Source organism: Azotobacter vinelandii CA, from assembly GCF_000380335.1.
GTDB classification, from domain to species: domain Bacteria; phylum Pseudomonadota; class Gammaproteobacteria; order Pseudomonadales; family Pseudomonadaceae; genus Azotobacter; species Azotobacter vinelandii.
Genome location: NC_021149.1, coordinates 2,097,107 through 2,116,144, shown reverse-complemented (window position 1 = coordinate 2,116,144; position 19,038 = coordinate 2,097,107). Strand labels below are relative to the sequence as shown.

Here is a 19,038-nt window from a genome sequence, read left to right as displayed (position 1 = left end):
ATGCCCTGTTCCGCCGAGACGGGCGTCGCCGGGGAGCCGACGCTGGCGCGTCTTCCCCTGAGCGCCGCGCAACTGGGCATCTGGCTGGGACAGCGGCTCGACCCCCTGAGTCCGGCCTACTGGACCGCCGAAGCCGTCGAACTGCGCGGCGCGCTGGACGAGGCGGCCTTCGAGCGGGCGCTGGAGCAGGCCGTCGAGGCCAGCGAAGCCCTGCACATGCGCTTCGAGGCCGAGGGCGACGACATCTGGCAGCGCCCGGACAGGACCGCCTGGACGCTGCGCCGGATCGACCTGAGCGCAACGGAAAGCTCCGCCGGACAGGCCTGGGACAGGGCCTGGCAATGGATTCGCAACGACCTGCGCAGCCTCCCCGACCTGGCCAACGGCCCGCTGTTCGGCATGGCCCTGCTGCGCCTGGCCGCCGACCATCACCTGTGGCTCCTGCGCGTCCACCACATCGCCCTGGACGGCTACGGCTATGCGCTGCTGATCCGCCGGGTGGCCGAACTCTACGAGGCCGAACGCCAGGGCACCGCCATGACGCGCCTGCCCTCCGCCGCCGGCCTGGCCGAGGTGGTCGACGAGGCCCGCGCCTATCAGCGCCAGGCCCAGCGCAACCGGGATTTCTGGGTGGCGCGCCTGCTCGATGCGCCGCCGCCCGTGACCCTGGCCCCGGGCGCGGCGCTGGCCCGCGACGTGCGCCGCCGGCGCGCCCTGCTGCCGGCGCGCGCGCTGGCCGACTGGCAACGCGCCGCCGGCGCCTGCGGCGTGGACTGGGCCGCCTGGCTGCTGGCCGCCATCGGCGGCTGGCTGGCCCGGCGCACCGCGGCGCCGGAAGTCTGCCTGGGCCTGCCGGTGATGACCCGGCTGGGCTCGCGGGCGCTGAACGTGCCCTGCATGGCCATGAACATCGTGCCGCTGCGCCTGCCGGTGGACATCGATCGGGGCATGCAGGCGCTGGCCGCCGACGTGGCGGCCGAAATGCGCGCCAGCCGTCCCCACCAGCGCTATCGCTACGAATGGCTGCGCCAGGATCTGGCCCAGGCGCGGCGGCAGGTCGGGCGCGGACAGGGCCTGTTCGGCCCGGTCGTCAACCTGATGCCGTTCGAGCGTCCCGACACCTTCGGCGATCTGCAGGCCCGCCAGCATCCGGTGTCGGCCGGGCCGGTGGAGGACCTGTCGATCAGCGTGGTGCCCGGCGCCGAGGGTGTCCGCCTGGACCTGGAGGCCAATCCAGATGCCTACGGCGACGAGTTGCTGGCCACCCTGCACGAGGAACTGATCGCCGCGCTGGATTCCCTGCAGCGCGCGCCCGCGACCACGCCGCTGCGGCAACTGCTGCGCGAGCCGCCGCTGGCCCGGCTGGCCGGCGAACCCCTGCCGCCGGTGGTGGATGTGCTGACCGCCCTGGGCAACCACGCGGCGCGCACGCCGAAGGCCCCGGCGCTGGAACAGGACGGCGTGCGCCTGAACTATGCCGAACTGCTGCAGGCGGTGAGCGCGCTGGCGGGCGTGCTGGTCGCCCAGGGGGTGACCACGGAAAGCCGGGTGGCGGTCCTGCTGCCGCGCTCGCCGGACACCGTGGTCGCGCTGCTGGCCGTGCTCTGGGCCGGCGCCGGTTACGTGCCGCTCGACCCGGAAAGCCCCGAAGCGCGCATCGCCATGGTGCTGGAGGATTCCGCCCCGACCCTGGTCATCACCTGCCGGGCCCAGCGCGAGCGGGTGCCGGCCGGCCAGCCCGTGCTGCTGCTCGACGAGCCCCGGCCCACCGCCGTGGTGCTCGGCCAGCCGCGGCCGGTGGCGCCGGACGCGCTGGCCTACATCATCTACACCTCGGGCACCACCGGGCGCCCCAACGGCGTGATGATCGGCCGCGACGCGCTGGCCCATTTCGTCGCCGGCGCGCGCCAGCGCTACGCCATGCGGGCCAGCGACCGCGTCCTGCAGTTCGCCCCACTGCACTTCGATGCCAGCGTCGAGGAAATCTTCCTGACCCTGGCCAGCGGGGCCTGCCTGGTACTGCGCAACGACGAGATGCTCGAATCCGTGCCGCGCTTTCTCGATGCCTGCGCGGTACGCGACATCACGGTACTGGACCTGCCCACCGCCTTCTGGCACGAACTGGCCTACGGCCTGGGAGCGCAGACACCGCTGCCGCCCCACCTGCGCCTGGTCATCATCGGCGGCGAGGCGGCGCTGGCCGAACGTGTGCAGCGCTGGCAGGCCCAGGCGCCGGCGCAGGCCGTGCTGCTGAACACCTATGGCCCGACCGAAACCACGGTGATCTGCACCACGGCGACCCTGTCCGGGCCGGACGCGCTGGACTGGCAAGGCGAAACCCTGCCCATCGGCCACCCGCTGCCGGGCGTCGAGGTGGCGGTGGTGGACGCCAACCTGCGCCCGGTGCAACGCGGCGAACGGGGCGAGCTCTGCGTGCTCGGCGGTTCGCTGGCGCGCGGCTACTTCGGCCGCGAGGAACGCACCGCCGCCCGTTTCGTCGTCCTGCCCGGCCTGCCGGGCGCGCCGCGCGCCTATCGCACCGGGGATCTGGTGCGGATGCGCGACGACGGCGCGCTGGTCTACCTCGGCCGGCTGGACGACGAGTTCAAGATCAGCGGCTACCGCATCGACCCCACGGAGATCGAAACCGCCCTGCTGGGCTATCCGCACACACCGGGGATTCGCGAAGCCGCCGTGCTCGGGCAAGTGCTGCCGGGTGGCGTCAAGCGGCTGGTGGCCTTCCTCGCCCTGGAGGAAGCGCAGGCCGAACTGCCGCCGGTCGCCGCCCTGCGCGCCCATCTGGCGCGCAGCCTGCCGGCGCCGGCGGTGCCCGGCACCTACCTGCAACTGGCGAAGCTGCCACGCAACGCCAACAACAAGATCGACCGCAAGGTCCTCAAGGAGCTGGCCGAACGACAGGCGGCCGGCCAGACGGCGGTCCCGGGCGCCGACGAGGCGCGGGACAACCTGAGCGTGCTGATCCGCCAGGTCAGCCGCGTCTGGCGCGAAGTGCTGGGCCTGTCCGACATCGTCCCGAACAGCGACTTCTTCGCCCTCGGCGGCGAATCCCTGCAGGCCATCCAGGTGGCCAACCGGCTGGGCATGCTGCTGCAGCGCGAGGTGCCGGTCTCCAGCCTGTTCCGCTACCCCACGGTCGGCGCCCTGGCCGAAGCGCTGGACCTGCCGGTCGGGCACGAGCCGCCGGCCCGCCAGGACCCCTTTGCTCCGCTGCTCTGCCTGCAGCCGGGGGAAGGGCCGGCGCTGTTCTGCATCTACCCCAGCGAGGGCCTGTCCTGGTGCTACATGGGACTGGCCGCGCATCTGCCACACACCCCGATCTACGGCCTGCAGGCACGCGGTATCACGGGCGCGCCGCCGGACGACATCGACGCCCTGCTGGACGACTGCCTGGCGCTGATGCGCGGCGCGCAGCCGCACGGTCCCTACCGGATGATCGGCTGGTCCTCCGGCGGCGGCATCGCCCATGCGCTGGCCGCGCGTCTGCAGGAGGCCGGGGAGACGGTCGACCTGCTGGCGATGATGGACGCCTATCCCGCCGACATCTGGGCCGGCAAGCCGCCGCCCACCGAACGCGACGCGCTGATCACCCTGCTGGACGTGATCGGCGACGCGCCCTTCGGCCCGGACGGCACCCCCCTGAGCGAGGCGCAGATGCGCGAGCGGCTGGCCCGGCCCGGCTCCAGCCTGGCGGCGGCCGGGGCGGCCGATGCCGGCGTGCTGTCCCGGCTGGCGGACATCAGCGTCCATTCGATGCTGCTCTACCGCACCCTGCGCCACCCGGTATTCGAGGGCGACGTGCTCTATTTCTTCGCCACCCAGCGCAAGCCGGACATGCCCGACTGGCAGCTCTGGCGCCCCTACGTGGCCGGGCGGCTGGACAAGGTGGATATCGCATCGACACACAACGGCATGAGCCGTCCGCTGCCGCTGGCCCAGATCGGCCGGGCGCTGGCGGCGCGCCTGTACCCATAGGAGAAGCGGATGGACACGACAACGAAGACGAGCGAATTCGCCGGCCAGGTCGCGCTGGTGACCGGCGCGGCGGCGGGCATCGGCGCGGCGGTCGCCACGGCGCTGGGCCGGCGGGAGGCGCGCCTGGTGCTGCTCGATCGCGACGCCGGCGCGCTGCAGGCACAGGCGGAAAGCCTGCGGGCCATCGGTTGCGAGGTGCTGGCCTGCACGCTGGACCTGCGCGACGCCCAGGCGCTGGAAGCCGCCGTGGCCGAAGGCGAACGGGTCCTGGGGCCGATCGACCTGCTGGCCAACGTCGCCGGCGTGCTGTTCTCCGGCGGCACGCTGGAACTGACCGACCAGGCCTGGGAAGACACCTTCGCCATCAACACCACCGCCGTGTTCCGCCTGTGCCGCGCGGTGGCGCGCGGCATGCTGGAGCGCAAGCGCGGCTGCATCGTCACCGTCGCCTCCAACGCCGCCCACGCGCCCCGGCTGGGCATGGCGGCCTATGCCGCGTCCAAGGCGGCGACAGTGCATTACATGCGCTGCCTGGCGCTGGAACTGGCGCCCCATGGCATTCGCTGCAACACGGTGTCGCCGGGCTCCACCGACACCCCGATGCAGCGCGCCTTCGCGCCCACCCCGGAACACGTGCAGAACGTGCTGAGCGGCTCGCTGGAACGCTACCGGCTGGGCATTCCGCTGGGCCGCATCGCCACGCCGGAAGACATCGCCGATGCCGTCTGCTTCCTCGCCTCGGACCAGGCCCGGCATATCACCATGCACGACCTGGTGGTCGACGGCGGCGCCACCCTCGGCGCCTGAGCCGAGGCCGCGCCGGGAGGCGGTGCCGGTGGAAAAGCGCCGCGCGTTTTCCACCGGCACCGCCGAAAACCGGCGGATCGGCCGAGACCGCGCTGTCACGAACCCAAGACGAGAACTCATTTTGCCCACGCATCCTTCTCGCCCATCCGCCCGGCTGCTGACCGGGTTCGGTGCCCTGGCGCTGGCCCTGGGGCTCATGGCCGGCATGCCGGCCCACGCCGAAACCCCGACCGCCGAAGACTGGGCCGGCCTGCCGGCCGACTGGCGGCCGGCCGGGCTTTCCCGCACCCTCGGCTTCGAGATGACCTCGAAGAACACCGGCCAGCGCTACCGCATCCTGGTCGGGCTGCCGCACCGGGCGCCGCTGCCGAGCGGCTATCCCACGCTGTGGATGCTCGACGGACTGGCCAGCTATCCGATCGCCGAATACGTCCGGCCCCGCCCGGTGTCCGCCGGACAGAGCGCGCAATGGGTGGCGAAAAAGCTGAAGGATACGCCGGCCGGCCTGGTGATCGGAGTCGGTTACGCCAGTGGCGATCCCTTCGACGTCAATGCCCGGGCGCTGGATTACACGCCGGTGCCGGCCGGCCGGACCGGCGACCAGTTCTCCAGCGAGCACGGTGGCGCGGCGGCCTTCCTGAAGTTCCTGACCGAGGAGCTGCGCCCGCTGATCGCCCGGTATTTTCCGATGAATCCACGGCAGCACAGCCTGTTCGGGTTTTCCTATGGCGGGCTGTTCGCCGTGCACACCCTGCTGACCGAACCAGGGCATTTCCAGCGTTACTGGGCGGCCAGCCCCTCGCTCTGGTTCGGCGAGCGACAGCTCCTGCGCCAGTTGCCCGAACGCCTGGAAACGCTGCGCTTCGAACAGCCCACCCGGCTGATGATCACCGTTGGCCTGGACGAGCAGTATCCGGCCAGCTTTCCTTCCGAGGAACAGAAGCGGCACATGCAGGAACGCGCCATCGTCGATCTCGTGCGCGACGCCGCACGGCGGCTGGAAGCGGCACGCCTGCCCAACCTGCAGGTGACGGCGCGCGTCGTCCCCGAGCAGGACCATCTGGACATGCTGATGCATGGCGCCCGCCGGGTCGTCGAGAAGTTCGCCTTCACGCCCTGACCGGACCCCGTCCCTCCACTCCTTCAGTCAGTACCTTGTCGCAGGTATCCGCCATGAACGCCACGCCTTCCCGCTTGCCCGCCACCACCGCCCAGTTCAGCATCTGGGTCGCCCAGCAGGCCGTACCCGACAGTCCGGCCTACCTCACGGCCGAAACCATCGAGCTGCTCGGCGCCGTCGATCGCGCGGCGCTGTCGGACACGGTGGTCGAGGTCCTGAACAACTGCCACAGCCTGCACATGCGCTTCGTCCACGAGGAAGGCCGGCTGTGGCAATTGCCGCAGCCGCCGGCCTGCCCGCCGCTGGCGCTGCACGACTTCCGCCGCGAGCCCGACCCGGCCGCCGCGGCCCAGGCCTGGATCGACCGGGAACTGAGCCGCACCCTCGACCCGAGCCGCGACGTGCTCTACCGGAGCGCCCTGCTGCAACTGGGCGACCAGCACCATCTCTGGTACCTGCAGGCCCACCATGTGACGCTGGACGGCTACGCCTACGGCCTGGTCTGCCAGACCATCGCCGAGCGCTACAGCGCCAGGGTCCGGCAAAGCGAGCTGCCGCCCCTGCCGGACTGGTCGATGGCGCGGGTGGTGCAGGCCGAGCAGGATTACCGGGCCAAGGGACTGTTCGAGCGCGACAAGCAGTTCTGGCTGCAGCAGCTGCGGGATGTCCCGGCACCGGCCACCATCGCCGAGGCGGCGGAGTTTCCCGAGCAGGTCATTCGCAGCGAAACCCGGCTGCAACGCGACCAGGTGGCCATGCTGCAGGAGGCGGCCCGCGCCTGCGGGCAGGACTGGGGCAACTGGGTGCTGGCGGCCATCGGACTCTGGCTGGGCAGGCAATCCGGCCAGCAGGCGCTGACCTTCGCCCTGCCGGCGATGAACCGGCTGGGCACCCCGGCGCTGGGCGTACCCTGCATGGCGATGAACATAGTGCCGCTGAGCCTGCGCATCGACCCGGCCGGCTCGATGGCCAGCCATGCGCAGCAGATCGCCGGCGAGATGCGCCGCATCCGCCCGCACCTGTATTACCGCTACGGCTGGATGCGCATGGACCTGGGCCTGATGGAGGCGCAGAAGCACCTGTTCAACCAGGCGGTCAACCTCATGCCCTTCGACCGCAAGGCCGCCTTCGCCGGGCTGGACAGCCGCATCAGGCCCATCACCGCCGGACCGGTCAAGGACCTCAACGTCACCCTGGCGGTACTGGACGCCGAGTGGCGGCTCTGCGTCGAAGCCAATCCCCACGCCTACTCCAGCGACCGACTGGAGCAATTGCACGGGGACCTGCTGGACTGGCTGCAACGGCTGGCCAGGCACGCCCCGGAGGCGCCCCTGCAGGCGCTGTGGCAATAAGCCCGGCTCCGGCCATTCCCGCGGCGTTCGGCGCGGGAGCACTGCCGTCTTCCCTCTGCCGTTCCCGGCAGAGGGAAGTTTCGATCGGATGGGAAAGGGCTGGCGCCGAAAGCCCGTGCTAGCTGCCGCGATAGGTGGAATAGCCGTACGGCGACACCAACAGCGGCACGTGGTAATGCCCCTCGCCGCCCAGTCCGACGCGCAGCACCACCACATCGAGAAAGGCCGGCTCGGCCAGGCGCACCCCGCGGCGGCGGTAGTAGTCGCCGGCGTGGAAGTGCAGTTCGTAGACGCCGGCGCGAAACGCCTCGCCCTCCAGGAGCGGCGCGTCGCAGCGTCCGTCGGCGTTGGTCACGGCCTGGCCCAGCGACTGCCGCCGCTCGCCGTCGAGGCGGTAGAGGTCGATGGCGATGCCCGCGCCGGGGCAGCCGTGGCTGGTGTCGAGCACATGGGTGGTCAGTCTGGCCATGGGTACTGCGGAGCCGGGCGGCCCCTTCCTCCTGTGTGCGGGTGAGCGGTAGATTTGCAGGAGATACCCTTGTCCCGATAGTTTCAAGCCTAGACAGGAGAGTCCCGTGACCAGTCCCTACCCCCGCGACCTGATCGGCTACGCCGGCGAGCCGCCCCATCCGCACTGGCCGGGCGAGGCACGCATCGCCCTGTCCTTCGTGCTCAACTACGAGGAAGGCGGCGAGCGCTGCATCCTCCACGGCGACGGGGAATCCGAGGCCTTCCTCTCCGAGATGGTCGCCGCCCAGCCACTGCCCGGCGTGCGCAACCTGTGCATGGAGTCGCTCTACGAATACGGCAGCCGCGCCGGGGTCTGGCGCCTGCTCGAACTGTTCCGCCGCGAAGGCGTTCCGCTGACCGTGTTCGCCGTGGCCATGGCCGCCGAGCGCCATCCCGAGGTCATCAGGAGGATGGTCGCCGACGGTCACGAGATCTGCAGCCACGGCTATCGCTGGATCGACTACCAATACATGGACGAGGTCGAGGAAAAGGCGCACCTGGAGCGAGCCGTCGAGATCCTCGCGCGGATCGCCGGCGAGCGCCCGCTCGGCTGGTACACCGGGCGTCTCGGTCCCAACACCCGCCGGCTGGTGCGCGAGGAGGGCGGCTTTCTCTACGACTCCGACGCCTACGACGACGACCTGCCCTACTGGGACCCGGCATCCACCGTGGAGAAACCCCATCTGGTGATTCCCTACACCCTGGACACCAACGACATGCGTTTCACCCAGGTACAGGGCTTCAACAGCGGCGACGACTTCTTCACCTACCTCAAGGACGCCTTCGACGTGCTCTATGCCGAGGGCGAGGCCGGCGCGCCGAAAATGCTGTCCATCGGCATGCACTGCCGCCTGCTCGGCCGCCCGGCGCGCTTCGCCGCCCTGCAACGCTTCGTCGATTACGCGAAGGGCCACGACAAGGTCTGGTTCGCCCGGCGCATCGACATCGCCCGCCACTGGCATGCCACCCACCCTTTCCCGGGAGCCGGCCGATGACCGCCTTCGCCACCGTGAAACCTTCGAAGCTGTCCCGCGAGGCCTTCGTCGAAACCTTCGGCGGCGTCTACGAGCATTCGCCGTGGATCGCCGAAGCCGTCTTCGACCAGGGCATCGGCGAGGAGGACGACGACATCGAGCGCCTGCACGCGCGCCTGGCGCAGGTCGTCCGCACTGCGTCCCGCGCGGCACGACTGGCGCTGATCCAGGCCCACCCGGACCTGGCCGGCAAGGCCGCGGTGCGCGGCGAGCTGAGCGCGGCCAGCACGGCCGAGCAGGCCGGCGCCGGCATCCAGGACTGCACGCCCGAGGAGTTCGCGCGCTTCGAGCGTCTCAACGCCGCCTACAAGACGCGCTTCGGTTTCGTGTTCATCATGGCGGTGAAGGGCAGCGACCGGCGGAAGATCCTCGCCGCCTTCGAGGAACGCCTGAACAACACACCCGAGCGGGAATTCGCCCGTGCCCTGACCGAAATCGACAAGATCGCCCTGTTCCGCCTGCAGGCGATCTAAGGATGCCCATGAAAAAGTACAGCGTTCCGTTCGAGCAATACCTGAATCTCGCCGACGCCCGCCTCGGCACCCGCGCCCTCTACGTCACCGACGACTGGTTCGCGCCGGTCGAGCGGATGCTCCAGCCTACCGAGCCCGAGTGGAAGGAAGGCGTCTACGACGACAACGGCAAGTGGATGGACGGCTGGGAGTCGCGGCGCAAGCGCTTCGAGGGCTACGACCATGCGCTGCTGCGCCTCGGCGTGCCCGGCGCGATCAAGGGCGTGGACATCGATACCCGCCATTTCACCGGCAACTACCCGCCGTCCGCCTCGCTGGAAGCCTGCTTCCTCGCCGAAGGCGATCCCGACGAACGCACCGAATGGGTCGAGGTGCTGCCGGCGGTCGAACTCAAGGGCAACAGCCACCACTACCACAGTGTCACCGACCCGCGCCCCTGGAGCCACCTGCGCTTCAACATCTACCCGGACGGCGGCGTGGCGCGCCTGCGCGTCTATGGCATCCCGTACCGCGACTGGAGCGCGGTCGGCGCCGACGAGACGCTCGACCTGGCCGCCGCGCTCAATGGCGGGCGCGCCCTGGCCTGTTCCGACGAGCACTTCGGGCGCATGGGCAACCTGCTCAACCCGGGACGCGGAGCGAACATGGGCGACGGCTGGGAAACCGCGCGCCGCCGCACGCCGGGCAACGACTGGGTGATCGTCGCCCTGGGCCATCCCGGCGAGATCGAGCGGATCGTCGTCGACACCCTGCATTTCAAGGGCAACTACCCGGACAGTTGCTCGATCCAGGCGGCCTGGGTGAAGGGCGGCACCGACAGCCAGATCGAGACCCAGAGCCTGTTCTGGCGCGAGCTCTTGCCCAGCCAGAAGCTCTCGATGCACCGGGAACACGAGTTCGTCGAAGAGATCCGCCCGCTCGGGCCGATCAGCCACGTGCGCCTGAACGTCTTCCCCGACGGCGGCGTCAGCCGGCTGCGATTGTTCGGAAAGGTGGCGAAGTGAGGCATTTGTCATTCCCTCGCCCCAGGGAGAGGGAGAAAAGCGAAGCGGAGCGAAGAAGCCCATGCGCATCCTGAGCATCGAACCCCTGAGCAAGGCCGCCTTCGCCCCCTTCGGCGAGGTGATCGAAACCGAAGGCAGCGACTACTTCATGATCAACGGCGGCTCGACCCGCCGCTACCACGCCCTGGCCGAGGTGCAGACCAGCGCGCCGGAGGACCGGGCCATCGTCAGCATCTTCGTCGCCCGCGCCCTGCCGATGCCACTGACCATCCGCATGCTGGAGCGCCATCCGCTGGGCAGCCAGGCGTTCGTGCCGCTGCGCGGCAACCCCTTCCTGATCGTGGTCGCCCCGCCGGGCGATGCCCCGCGCCCGGAACAGGTCCGCGTCTTCCTCGGCAACGGCCGCCAGGGCGTCAATTACCAGCGCGGCGTCTGGCACCACCCGGTGCTGGCGCTGCTGGACGACGACGAATTCCTGGTGATCGACCGCAGCGGCGCCGGCCCCAACTGCGACGAGCACTTCTTCGGCGAAGACGAGCAGTTGCTCCTTCACCGCCCGTGATAGACAGGTCCGCCGGCGCGGACCAGAGGTATCCCGCGTGGAAGCACATCTGACCGAATGGCTGAACCTCGCCATCCGCTGGATTCACATGATCGTCGGCATCGCCTGGATCGGCGCCTCCTTCTATTTCGTCTGGCTGGAGAACAACCTCGACCGGCGCAATCCCCGCGAAGGACTCGCCGGCGATCTCTGGGCGATCCATGGCGGCGGCATCTACCACCTGGAAAAGTACAAGCTGGCCCCGCCGCGCATGCCGGAGAAGCTCCACTGGTTCAAGTGGGAGGCCTACGGCACCTGGCTGTCCGGCATCGCCCTGCTCGGCGCGGTCTACTACCTGAATCCCGGCCTCTACCTGCTCGCCCCCGGCAGCGCGCTGCCGCCAGCGGCGGCGGTGGCCCTCGGCTTCGGCTCGCTGATCGCCGGCTGGTTCGTCTACGACCGCCTGTGCGACTCGCCGCTGGGCAAGCGCCCGGCGCTGCTCGGCGCGCTGCTGTTCGCGCTGATCGTCCTCGCCGCCTGGGGCTACAGCCAGGTGTTCGGCGGTCGCGCCGCCTACATCCACACCGGCGCGCTGATCGGCACCCTGATGGTCGGTAACGTGTTCCGCATCATCATGCCGGCCCAGCGCGACCTGGTGAAAGCCATCGAGGAAGGCCGCGCGCCTGACCCGCGCCTGCCGGCCAAGGGCCTCTTGCGCTCGCGGCACAACAACTACCTGACCCTGCCGGTGCTGTTCATCATGATCAGCAACCACTTCCCCAGCACCTACGGCAGCCCGTGGAACTGGGCGATCCTCGCCGCCCTCTCGGCGCTCGCCGTGCCGGTGCGCCACTACTTCAACACCCGCCACGCCAGCCAGCGCTTCGCCTGGACGCTGCCGGCCGCGGCCCTGGGGCTGCTCTGCCTGGCCTTCGTCAGCGCGCCACGGCAGACGCCCGCGCCGGCCGGCCGCTTCGCCCGGGTCGCCGAGGTGATCCACACGCGCTGCACGGTCTGTCACTCCGCCACCCCCAGCAGCCCGCTGTTCGCCAGTGCGCCGGGCGGGGTGATGCTCGACAGCCCCGAGCAGATCCGCATGCTGGCGCCGAAGATCCACGCCCAGGCGGTGGCCAGCCAGCTCATGCCGCTCGGCAATATCACCAGCATGACCCCGGAGGAACGCGCACTGATCGGCGCCTGGATCGCCGCCGGTGCGCGAACCGACTGAAGCGTGCGCACAGCGAACGTTTTTCGTACATCCATTGACCTCCGCCGCTACTTCGCCGGCCGCCATGGGGCAGAGTTTGTACCGAAGCCGGCCGTTTTCGACGAAAGTTCAATTGTCAAGAGGGCCGGTGGCAACGACCGTATCGCACTGCTAGCCTCTTCCTAGGCGAAGTCCGCCCGGCGATCCGGTTCCGGGCGAGAACGACAATAAGAACGAGGGTTCCCCATGAGCGAGCAAGGCGCCTTTCCCCGCAGGCCGCCGGTCGACGAGCGCTTCGTCGACGCTGCCAACGGGCCCTGGCGCGCCCCGGTCTCCCGGCAGGTTTCGGTTCGCGCCACCCCCGAGTGAGCCGGGGAAGGAATCGTTACATGCACATCGGCTTCATCGGACTCGACAACATGGGCGCTCTCGTGGCGCGCGGCGAAGCCGAGCCGATCGTCGGCATGCTGCCGGAGGATCTCGACCCGATCGGCCGACCGGCGCTCCCCGCGGCCTTACCAGGTTTTCGTCGCCAGGGGCAACGAAGCCCCGGCTTTCCCGCGATCATCCACCTCTACAACAAGGACAATCATCCATGACCCATCTCCCCGACTACCCCATACTGGTTGCGGAGCGCAACCGCATCGGCTACCTGACCCTGAACCGTCCGGCCAACCTCAACACCCTCACCTTGCCGGTGGTCTGCGCTCTGCAGCGCCAGCTCGAAGCCTGGGCGGCGGACCCGACGATTCTCGCCGTGGTGCTGCGCGGCGCCGGTGACAAGGCCTTCTGCGCCGGGGGAGATATCCGCGCCCTGTACGACAGCTTCCGCGCCGGCGACGGCCGCCATCTGGCCTTCTTCGAGAAGGAATACGCCCTCGACTACTATCTGCACTGCTATCCCAAGCCGGTACTGGCCCTGATGGACGGTTTCGTCCTCGGCGGCGGCCTGGGCCTGGTCCAGGGCAACATGCTGCGGGTGATCAGCGAACGGGCCCGGATGGGCATGCCCGAAGTCGCCATCGGCTACTTCCCGGACGTCGGCAGCAGCTACTTCCTTTCCCGCCTGCCCGACGCCCTGGGCCTCTACCTGGGCGTCACCGGCGTGCACCTGTCGCCCGCCGATGCCCTCTACGCCGGCCTGGCCGACTGGTATCTGCCCAGCGAGGGCTTCGCCGAACTGGAGCGCAGCCTCGACGAACTGGCCTGGGACGTGCGCCCGCGCCAGGCGCTCGGCAACCTGCTGGACGCCTTCGGCAAGCGCCACCTGTCGGGCTCGGAACTCAAGAAGCTGCACCCGGCCATCGAAACCCACTTCTCCCTGCCGGACATTCCGAGCATCCGCGCCTCGCTGCTCGCCGAGCACCGCCCGGAATACCGCGCCTGGGCCGAAGCGACCGTCCGCCTGATGGACAGCCGCTCGCCGCTGGCGCTCTGCGTGACCCTGGAGCTGCTGCAGCGCGGTCGCCACCTGAGCCTCGACGACTGCTTCGCCCTGGAGTTGCACCTGGATCGTCAGTGGTTCGCCGCGGGCGACATCATGGAAGGCGTGCGCGCCCTGCTGATCGACAAGGACAAGACGCCGCGCTGGAATCCACCGACCCTCGCCGAGGTCAGCCCCGGACAGGTCCAGGCCTTCTTCGCCGACTTCAGGCCCGGCGAGGAGCGGATGGGTTTGACGGGATGAGCGATGGGGGCATGGCCCGGACGGAAGCCGGGCCATCAGGAACTCAGCGGATCACGGTTCCGCTGGAGTCGGTGGAGGACTCGGCCGGCTTGGGCTTGCCCGAGTCGGATAGCGCGCCTTCGGCCACCTCCTCGGCTCCATCGCCGACCAGCATGCCGACGCCGGCGCCGATCAACATGCCGATCGGGCCGCCGATGGCGCCGATCATCATGCCGTTCATACCGCCCAGCGACTTGCCGTGGGAGACTTTGGAATCGGCGTCTTCGGGGTTTTCGGCAGCCTTCGCGGCCCCGACGAGCATCGACAGACTGAGGGTCAGGGTTAGGACACCGGAAGTTTTCATGGCAGCGGTTCCCTCCGAGGAACATTGCGTTGATCTTGGCCATTCCCAATGCCGATGAAGCGAAACCCGGCAAGCTGGTGGCGATGGATAAGCTGATGGACTGACGACCCTCCCTGGCCGGACCGACTCCAGGCACTTTCGTGCTCACGGCCACTCCTGTATGCCTAGCATTCTGCCAGTCGCCTCACCCCCGACCGATGATTTGGGGCAAGCCGGACGCGTGCGAATGCCCCCAGGGCAATCGCATGAAGCGCTCGCCTGATATCGGACTGGAAAGAAAGATTGTGTGAGCCTTGGCATGGCTGCTTGCCGAGTGCTCCGACACTCCCTGTTTCGGCCCCCCGGCCGAGTCACTTTTTCTTGTCTGGCTGTACAGACCGGAGACCTAGGTGACAGGTGTGCGGGGACATGGTTGACACTTTCGGCAGTGACCTGCCGAGCCAACGACCATGCCCTGGAACATTCAAGACACCATGAACCTACGAGAAGAATTTGTCCTGCTGGCCCAGCAGGAAGGCAGCAACCGCCGTGAGTTGTGCCGACGCTTCGGGATCAGCCCGCAGACTGCGTACAAGTGGCTGGTCCGATATGAACAGCAAGGGCGTGCCGGCCTGGCCGACCTTTCCAGGCGCCCCAAGACCAGCCCACACCTGACATCGCCCAGTCTGGAAGCCCGGGTGGTGGAGCTGCGCCAGGCCCATCCGTGCTGGGGTGGACGTAAGCTGAGTCGGCGCTTGCAAGACCTGGGGCATCCAGCCTTGGCGCCAAGCACCATCACCTCTATCCTGCACCGTCACGGACTGATCGATCCCCTGGCCTCAGAAGCGGCCGTGCCCTGGAAACGCTTCGAGCACGCGGCACCCAACGATCTGTGGCAAATGGATTTCAAAGGGTATTTCCAGACATCCGAAGGCCCCTGTCATCCACTGACCGTGCTGGACGACCACTCGCGTTTCAACCTGGGCCTGCGGGCCTGCGCCTGTCAGCGCCATGGCACCGTGCAGGGTGAACTGATCGGCATCTTCGAGCGCTATGGCTTGCCGGTACGGATCAACACGGACAACGGCGCCCCTTGGGGTGCCTCGCGCCAACCGGGGCAATTGACCGAACTTGCCATCTGGCTGATCCGGTTGGGCATCCGCCTGAGCTTCAGCCGTCCTCGTCACCCGCAAACCAACGGCAAGGATGAACGCTTTCACCGCTCACTCAAGGCCGAAGTCCTCAATGGCCGCAGCTTCCACACCCTGCACCAGGCCCAGGAAGCCTTCGACAACTGGCGTGTGGTCTACAACCACCAGCGACCCCACGAAGCCCTTCGGATGGTCACGCCTGTCACACGCTACCGAGTCAGCCCACGGACTTATCCTGTACAACTGCCCACCATTGAATACGGGCCGGACGATACCGTGGTGACAGTGAAGGCGCTTGGGGCGATCAGGTTCAAAGGACGCAGCTACAAACTCTCCAATCCACTGCGCGACCAGCCGGTGGCCATCCGCCCGAGCGGCGATACCGACGGCTTATACGACGTGTACTTCGTCCATCACAAGCTGATGCAGATTGACCTGCGGGAGTTAGCCAAAACTGACGCATAATCCGTCAACCATGTCCCCGCACATGTGTCCACCATGTCTCCGGTCCGTACATCTGGCCAAGAAAAAGTAACCCAAAAGAAGGCCACCCCCTCATCCGGCCCTGCGCTTCGCTCCGGGTTCCCTCCCTGCGTCGTCGCTCCAGGGGCACGTGCCTAGGCGGCCCCCCACGAAGGGCCATCCATGGCCCTCGGGCCTTTCGCCGCATCCCTGCGGCTCATCCCCTTGCGCGACGACTCCGCTCGGCCTCCTGAAGGGGGCATCCGGCGTTGCCTGACAGGCCGTGCCACAAGAAGAGCAAAAGCGCTTTCAGGCAGCTCGGAACCGACTCCCGTTCAGGAGGCCGAGCGCAGGTGTCGCGGAGGGGGACGCGAGGCAGGACGCCGAGCGAGTCGCGAAGGGACAGGGACGTCCCTTCGCGACGTGCCCCCGGAGCGGCGCCGGAGCGAGGGAACCCCGGCGCAGCCGGGGCCGAATGATCGGGCGCGCTTTCTCTTTGGTTACTTTCTCTTTCGCGCGAGCAAAGAGAAAGTGACTCGGCCGGGGGGCCGAAACAAGGAGTATCCGGCCCCTCGGCAAGCAGCCGATGCACTGGATCTGAAGACCACGCCAGAACGACCAGGCACACAATCTTTCCAGTCCGGTATGGAGCGGGCATTTCATGCGATTGCCCTGCGAATGCCCCGAAGGCTTGACCTTGACACCGGCGCAAGCTCTAAGGTGGCCGACAGTCATTACCCAGGAGGCCCCATGGATACATCGATCAGCGTCACCCGCCCGGACCAGGGGGCGCACCTGACCCTCGCCATCGAGGGCATGAGCTGCGCCTCCTGCGTCGGACGGGTCGAGCGCGCCCTGAGCAAGGTACCCGGCGTGACGGGCGTCAGCGTCAACCTGGCCAGCGAGCGGGCGGAGATCGCCTTCGCCGGCGCGGTCGACGTCGCCGCCGCCATCGCCGCGGTGCGCAAGGCCGGCTACCAGGTCACCGAGGACAGCATCGAGCTGAGCGTGAGCGGCATGACCTGCGCCTCCTGCGTCGGCCGCGTCGAGCGGGCGCTGAAGAAGCTGCCGGGCGTGACGGATGCCAGCGTCAACCTGGCCAGCGAACGGGCCCGGGTGCGCGTTCTGAGCGGCATGCCGGCCGCCACGCTGATCGCCGCCATCGAGCGCGCCGGCTACGCGGCCAAGGCGATGAGCGCCGGCAACGAAGCGGTCGACGCCGAAGAGGCGCGGCGCGGCGCCGAACTGGCCGCGCTCAAGCGTGACCTGACCCTGGCCGCCACCCTCAGCCTGCCGGTGTTCCTGCTGGAGATGGGCGCGCACCTGATTCCGGCCCTGCACCACCTGATCCTCGCCAGTCTCGGCCAGCGGGCCAACTGGCTCCTGCAGTCCGTTCTGTGCACGCTGGTGCTGTTCGGCCCCGGCCTGCGTTTCTTCCGCAAGGGCATCCCGGCCTTGCTGCGCGGGGCGCCGGACATGAACTCGCTGGTCGCGGTCGGCGCCAGCGCCGCCTGGCTGTTTTCCCTGGTCGCCACCTTCGCCCCCGGCCTGTTGCCGGCCGGCACCGTGCACGTCTACTACGAAGCGGCGGCGGTGATCGTCACCCTGATCCTGCTCGGCCGTTTCCTCGAGGCCCGCGCCAAGGGCCGCACCTCGGAAGCGATCAGGCGCCTGATCGGCCTGCAGGCCAGGACCGCGCGCGTGCGCCGTGACGGCCGGGTCGAGGAAGTGGCCATCGAGGAAGTGCGCAACGGCGACCTGCTCGAAGTACGCCCCGGCGAGCGCATCCCGGTGGACGGCGAGGTGAGCGAGGGCACGAGCTTCGTCGACGAGTCGATGATCACCGGCGAGCCGGTGCCGGTGGAGAAGACGCCCGGCGCCGGCCTGGTCGGCGGCACCATCAACCAGAACGGCGCGCTGACCCTGCGCGTCACCCGTATCGGCGGCGACACCGTGCTGGCGCAGATCATCCGCATGGTCGAGCAGGCCCAGGGCGCCAAGCTGCCGATCCAGGCGCTGGTCGACCGCGTCACCCTGTGGTTCGTCCCGGTGGTGATGCTCGTCGCCCTGCTCACCTTCCTCGCCTGGATGTTCTTCGGCCCGGCGCCAGCGCTGACCTTCGCCCTGGTCAACGCGGTGGCCGTGCTGATCATCGCCTGCCCCTGCGCCATGGGCCTGGCCACCCCCACCTCGATCATGGTCGGCACCGGCCGCGCCGCCGAGCTGGGCGTGCTGTTCCGCAAGGGCGAAGCCCTGCAGTCGCTCAAGGACGCCCGGGTGGTGGCGCTGGACAAGACCGGCACCCTGACCCGCGGCAGGCCCGAGCTGACCGACCTGATCCTCGCCGAAGGCTTCGAGCGCGGCGCCGTGCTCGGCCGGATCGCCGCCGTCGAGGTGCGCTCCGAACATCCCATCGCCCGCGCCATCGTCGCGGCGGCCGAGGCCGAAGGCCTCGCCCTCGGCCGGCTGGAAGACTTCGAGGCGGTCACCGGCTATGGCGTGCGCGCCATGGTGGACGGCGTGCGGGTGGAGATCGGCGCCGACCGCTTCATGGCCCGGCAAGGCCTCGATGTGAGCGGCTTCGCCCAGGAGGCCCGCCGCCTCGGCGACGAGGCCAAGACGCCGCTCTACGCCGCCATCGACGGTCGTCCGGCGGCCATGCTGGCGGTCGCCGACCCGCTCAAGGAAACCACGCCGGCGGCGATCCGCGCCCTGCATGCGCAGGGTATCCAGGTGGCGATGATCAGCGGCGACAACCGCCGCGCGGCCGAAGCCATCGCCCGGCGACTGGGCATCGACGAAGTGGTGGCCGAAGTATTGCCGGACGGTAAGGTCGAGGCGCTCAAGCGCCTCAAGGCCAGGCACGGACAAATCGCCTATGTCGGCGACGGCATCAACGACGCTCCGGCGCTGGCCGCGGCGGATGTCGGCCTGGCCATCGGCAACGGCACCGACATCGCCATCGAGGCGGCCGACGTGGTGCTGATGTCCGGCGACCTGCGCGGCGTACCCACGGCCATCGCCCTGTCCCGGACGACCCTCGGCAACATCCGCCAGAACCTGTTCTGGGCCTTCGCCTACAACACCGCGCTGATCCCGCTGGCCGCCGGCGCGCTCTACCCGGTCAACGGCATGCTGCTCTCGCCGGTCTTCGCCGCCGGCGCCATGGCCCTGTCCAGCGTGTTCGTGCTCGGCAACGCGCTGCGTCTGAAGCGCTTCCAGCCGCCGGCGCTCGGCTAGGAGCGAACGCGTCCGCGATGCCTTGGCTTCCACCGCCATCCGTCGCGGATGAATCTGCCCGGCCGCGCCGCTCGCGGCAAGGCCGGGCACGGGGGAGAAAAAGCTCCCCGGCCGGACAGCCGGGGGAGATGAACG

At 69.2% G+C, this 19,038-nt stretch carries 16 protein-coding genes; 14 read left to right on the top strand and 2 right to left on the bottom strand.

The window, feature by feature from the left end:
- The 4 genes from AVCA_RS09685 to AVCA_RS09670 all read left to right on the top strand — a co-directional run bounded on the left by AVCA_RS09685 (nt 1) and on the right by AVCA_RS09670 (nt 7,272).
- Nucleotides 1–3,993, top strand: a complete 3,993-nt coding sequence (locus AVCA_RS09685) for a non-ribosomal peptide synthetase (RefSeq protein WP_012700723.1) — start codon at nt 1–3, stop codon at nt 3,991–3,993.
- A 9-nt stretch (nt 3,994–4,002) separates the two neighbouring features.
- Nucleotides 4,003–4,800, top strand: coding sequence for a 2,3-dihydro-2,3-dihydroxybenzoate dehydrogenase (locus AVCA_RS09680; RefSeq protein ID WP_012700722.1), 798 nt, complete (start codon nt 4,003–4,005; stop codon nt 4,798–4,800).
- A gap of 121 nt (nt 4,801–4,921) precedes the next feature.
- Nucleotides 4,922–5,920 (top strand): alpha/beta hydrolase, encoded by a 999-nt coding sequence (locus AVCA_RS09675; protein WP_236616371.1) that lies wholly within the window; start codon nt 4,922–4,924, stop codon nt 5,918–5,920.
- 53 nt (nt 5,921–5,973) lie between these two features.
- A complete protein-coding gene (locus tag AVCA_RS09670; RefSeq protein WP_012700720.1) occupies nt 5,974–7,272 on the top strand; it encodes a condensation domain-containing protein in 1,299 nt (432 codons plus the stop codon).
- A 118-nt stretch (nt 7,273–7,390) separates the two neighbouring features.
- Here AVCA_RS09670 and uraH read toward each other — a convergent pair whose 3' ends face one another.
- Complete coding sequence (gene uraH, locus AVCA_RS09665; RefSeq protein ID WP_012700718.1) at nt 7,391–7,741, bottom strand: hydroxyisourate hydrolase; 351 nt, start codon at nt 7,739–7,741, stop codon at nt 7,391–7,393.
- A 106-nt stretch (nt 7,742–7,847) separates the two neighbouring features.
- Here uraH and puuE point away from each other — a divergent pair, with 106 nt between their 5' ends.
- From puuE to AVCA_RS09630, 8 genes are all read left to right on the top strand, one after another.
- Nucleotides 7,848–8,777 carry an allantoinase PuuE gene (puuE, locus tag AVCA_RS09660; protein WP_012700717.1) on the top strand — a complete coding sequence of 310 codons (930 nt, stop codon included), beginning with the start codon at nt 7,848–7,850 and terminating at the stop codon, nt 8,775–8,777.
- The gene (gene uraD / locus AVCA_RS09655; RefSeq protein ID WP_012700716.1) at nt 8,774–9,289 is read left to right on the top strand and encodes a 2-oxo-4-hydroxy-4-carboxy-5-ureidoimidazoline decarboxylase; all 516 of its coding nucleotides are present in this window, start codon (nt 8,774–8,776) and stop codon (nt 9,287–9,289) included. Before puuE ends, uraD begins: the two co-directional genes overlap by 4 nt.
- Nucleotides 9,290–9,297: 8 nt before the next feature.
- Nucleotides 9,298–10,293, top strand: coding sequence for an allantoicase (gene alc, locus AVCA_RS09650; protein ID WP_041807139.1), 996 nt, complete (start codon nt 9,298–9,300; stop codon nt 10,291–10,293).
- A 61-nt stretch (nt 10,294–10,354) separates the two neighbouring features.
- Complete coding sequence (locus AVCA_RS09645) at nt 10,355–10,855, top strand: ureidoglycolate lyase (RefSeq protein ID WP_012700714.1); 501 nt, start codon at nt 10,355–10,357, stop codon at nt 10,853–10,855.
- Nucleotides 10,856–10,892: 37 nt separating this feature from the next.
- Nucleotides 10,893–12,062, top strand: a complete 1,170-nt coding sequence (locus AVCA_RS09640; RefSeq protein WP_012700713.1) for a urate hydroxylase PuuD — start codon at nt 10,893–10,895, stop codon at nt 12,060–12,062.
- Between the two features lie 225 nt (nt 12,063–12,287).
- Nucleotides 12,288–12,410, top strand: coding sequence for a hypothetical protein (locus tag AVCA_RS27030; protein ID WP_012700712.1), 123 nt, complete (start codon nt 12,288–12,290; stop codon nt 12,408–12,410).
- Between the two features lie 20 nt (nt 12,411–12,430).
- Complete coding sequence (locus tag AVCA_RS09635; RefSeq protein ID WP_012700711.1) at nt 12,431–12,640, top strand: hypothetical protein; 210 nt, start codon at nt 12,431–12,433, stop codon at nt 12,638–12,640.
- Nucleotides 12,637–13,728, top strand: coding sequence for an enoyl-CoA hydratase/isomerase family protein (locus AVCA_RS09630; protein ID WP_012700710.1), 1,092 nt, complete (start codon nt 12,637–12,639; stop codon nt 13,726–13,728). The genes AVCA_RS09635 and AVCA_RS09630 overlap by 4 nt, the downstream gene beginning before the upstream one ends.
- Nucleotides 13,729–13,771: 43 nt before the next feature.
- Here AVCA_RS09630 and AVCA_RS09625 read toward each other — a convergent pair whose 3' ends face one another.
- On the bottom strand, nt 13,772–14,071 hold the full coding sequence (locus tag AVCA_RS09625) for a hypothetical protein (protein ID WP_231876441.1): 300 nt from the start codon (nt 14,069–14,071) through the stop codon (nt 13,772–13,774).
- Nucleotides 14,072–14,520: 449 nt separating this feature from the next.
- Between AVCA_RS09625 and AVCA_RS09620 the strand changes: the two genes are divergently transcribed.
- Both AVCA_RS09620 and AVCA_RS09615 read left to right on the top strand, forming a co-directional pair.
- Nucleotides 14,521–15,666: an IS481-like element ISAzvi11 family transposase gene (locus AVCA_RS09620; protein WP_012699574.1), complete on the top strand. Its 1,146-nt coding sequence runs from the start codon at nt 14,521–14,523 to the stop codon at nt 15,664–15,666.
- A 747-nt stretch (nt 15,667–16,413) separates the two neighbouring features.
- Nucleotides 16,414–18,903, top strand: a complete 2,490-nt coding sequence (locus tag AVCA_RS09615) for a heavy metal translocating P-type ATPase (RefSeq protein WP_012700706.1) — start codon at nt 16,414–16,416, stop codon at nt 18,901–18,903.
- The last annotated feature ends 135 nt before the right edge of the window (nt 18,904–19,038 follow it).

Coding starts and splice junctions, on each gene's coding strand:
- AVCA_RS09615 (WP_012700706.1), top strand. CDS start 16,414: ATGGATACATCGATCAGCGTCACCCGCCCGGACCAGGGGGCGCACCTG.
- AVCA_RS09620 (WP_012699574.1), top strand. CDS start 14,521: ATGCCCTGGAACATTCAAGACACCATGAACCTACGAGAAGAATTTGTC.
- uraD (WP_012700716.1), top strand. CDS start 8,774: ATGACCGCCTTCGCCACCGTGAAACCTTCGAAGCTGTCCCGCGAGGCC.
- AVCA_RS09635 (WP_012700711.1), top strand. CDS start 12,431: ATGCACATCGGCTTCATCGGACTCGACAACATGGGCGCTCTCGTGGCG.
- AVCA_RS09685 (WP_012700723.1), top strand. CDS start 1: ATGCCCTGTTCCGCCGAGACGGGCGTCGCCGGGGAGCCGACGCTGGCG.
- uraH (WP_012700718.1), bottom strand. CDS start 7,741: ATGGCCAGACTGACCACCCATGTGCTCGACACCAGCCACGGCTGCCCC.
- alc (WP_041807139.1), top strand. CDS start 9,298: ATGAAAAAGTACAGCGTTCCGTTCGAGCAATACCTGAATCTCGCCGAC.
- AVCA_RS09680 (WP_012700722.1), top strand. CDS start 4,003: ATGGACACGACAACGAAGACGAGCGAATTCGCCGGCCAGGTCGCGCTG.
- AVCA_RS27030 (WP_012700712.1), top strand. CDS start 12,288: ATGAGCGAGCAAGGCGCCTTTCCCCGCAGGCCGCCGGTCGACGAGCGC.
- AVCA_RS09630 (WP_012700710.1), top strand. CDS start 12,637: ATGACCCATCTCCCCGACTACCCCATACTGGTTGCGGAGCGCAACCGC.
- AVCA_RS09670 (WP_012700720.1), top strand. CDS start 5,974: ATGAACGCCACGCCTTCCCGCTTGCCCGCCACCACCGCCCAGTTCAGC.
- AVCA_RS09625 (WP_231876441.1), bottom strand. CDS start 14,071: ATGAAAACTTCCGGTGTCCTAACCCTGACCCTCAGTCTGTCGATGCTC.
- AVCA_RS09645 (WP_012700714.1), top strand. CDS start 10,355: ATGCGCATCCTGAGCATCGAACCCCTGAGCAAGGCCGCCTTCGCCCCC.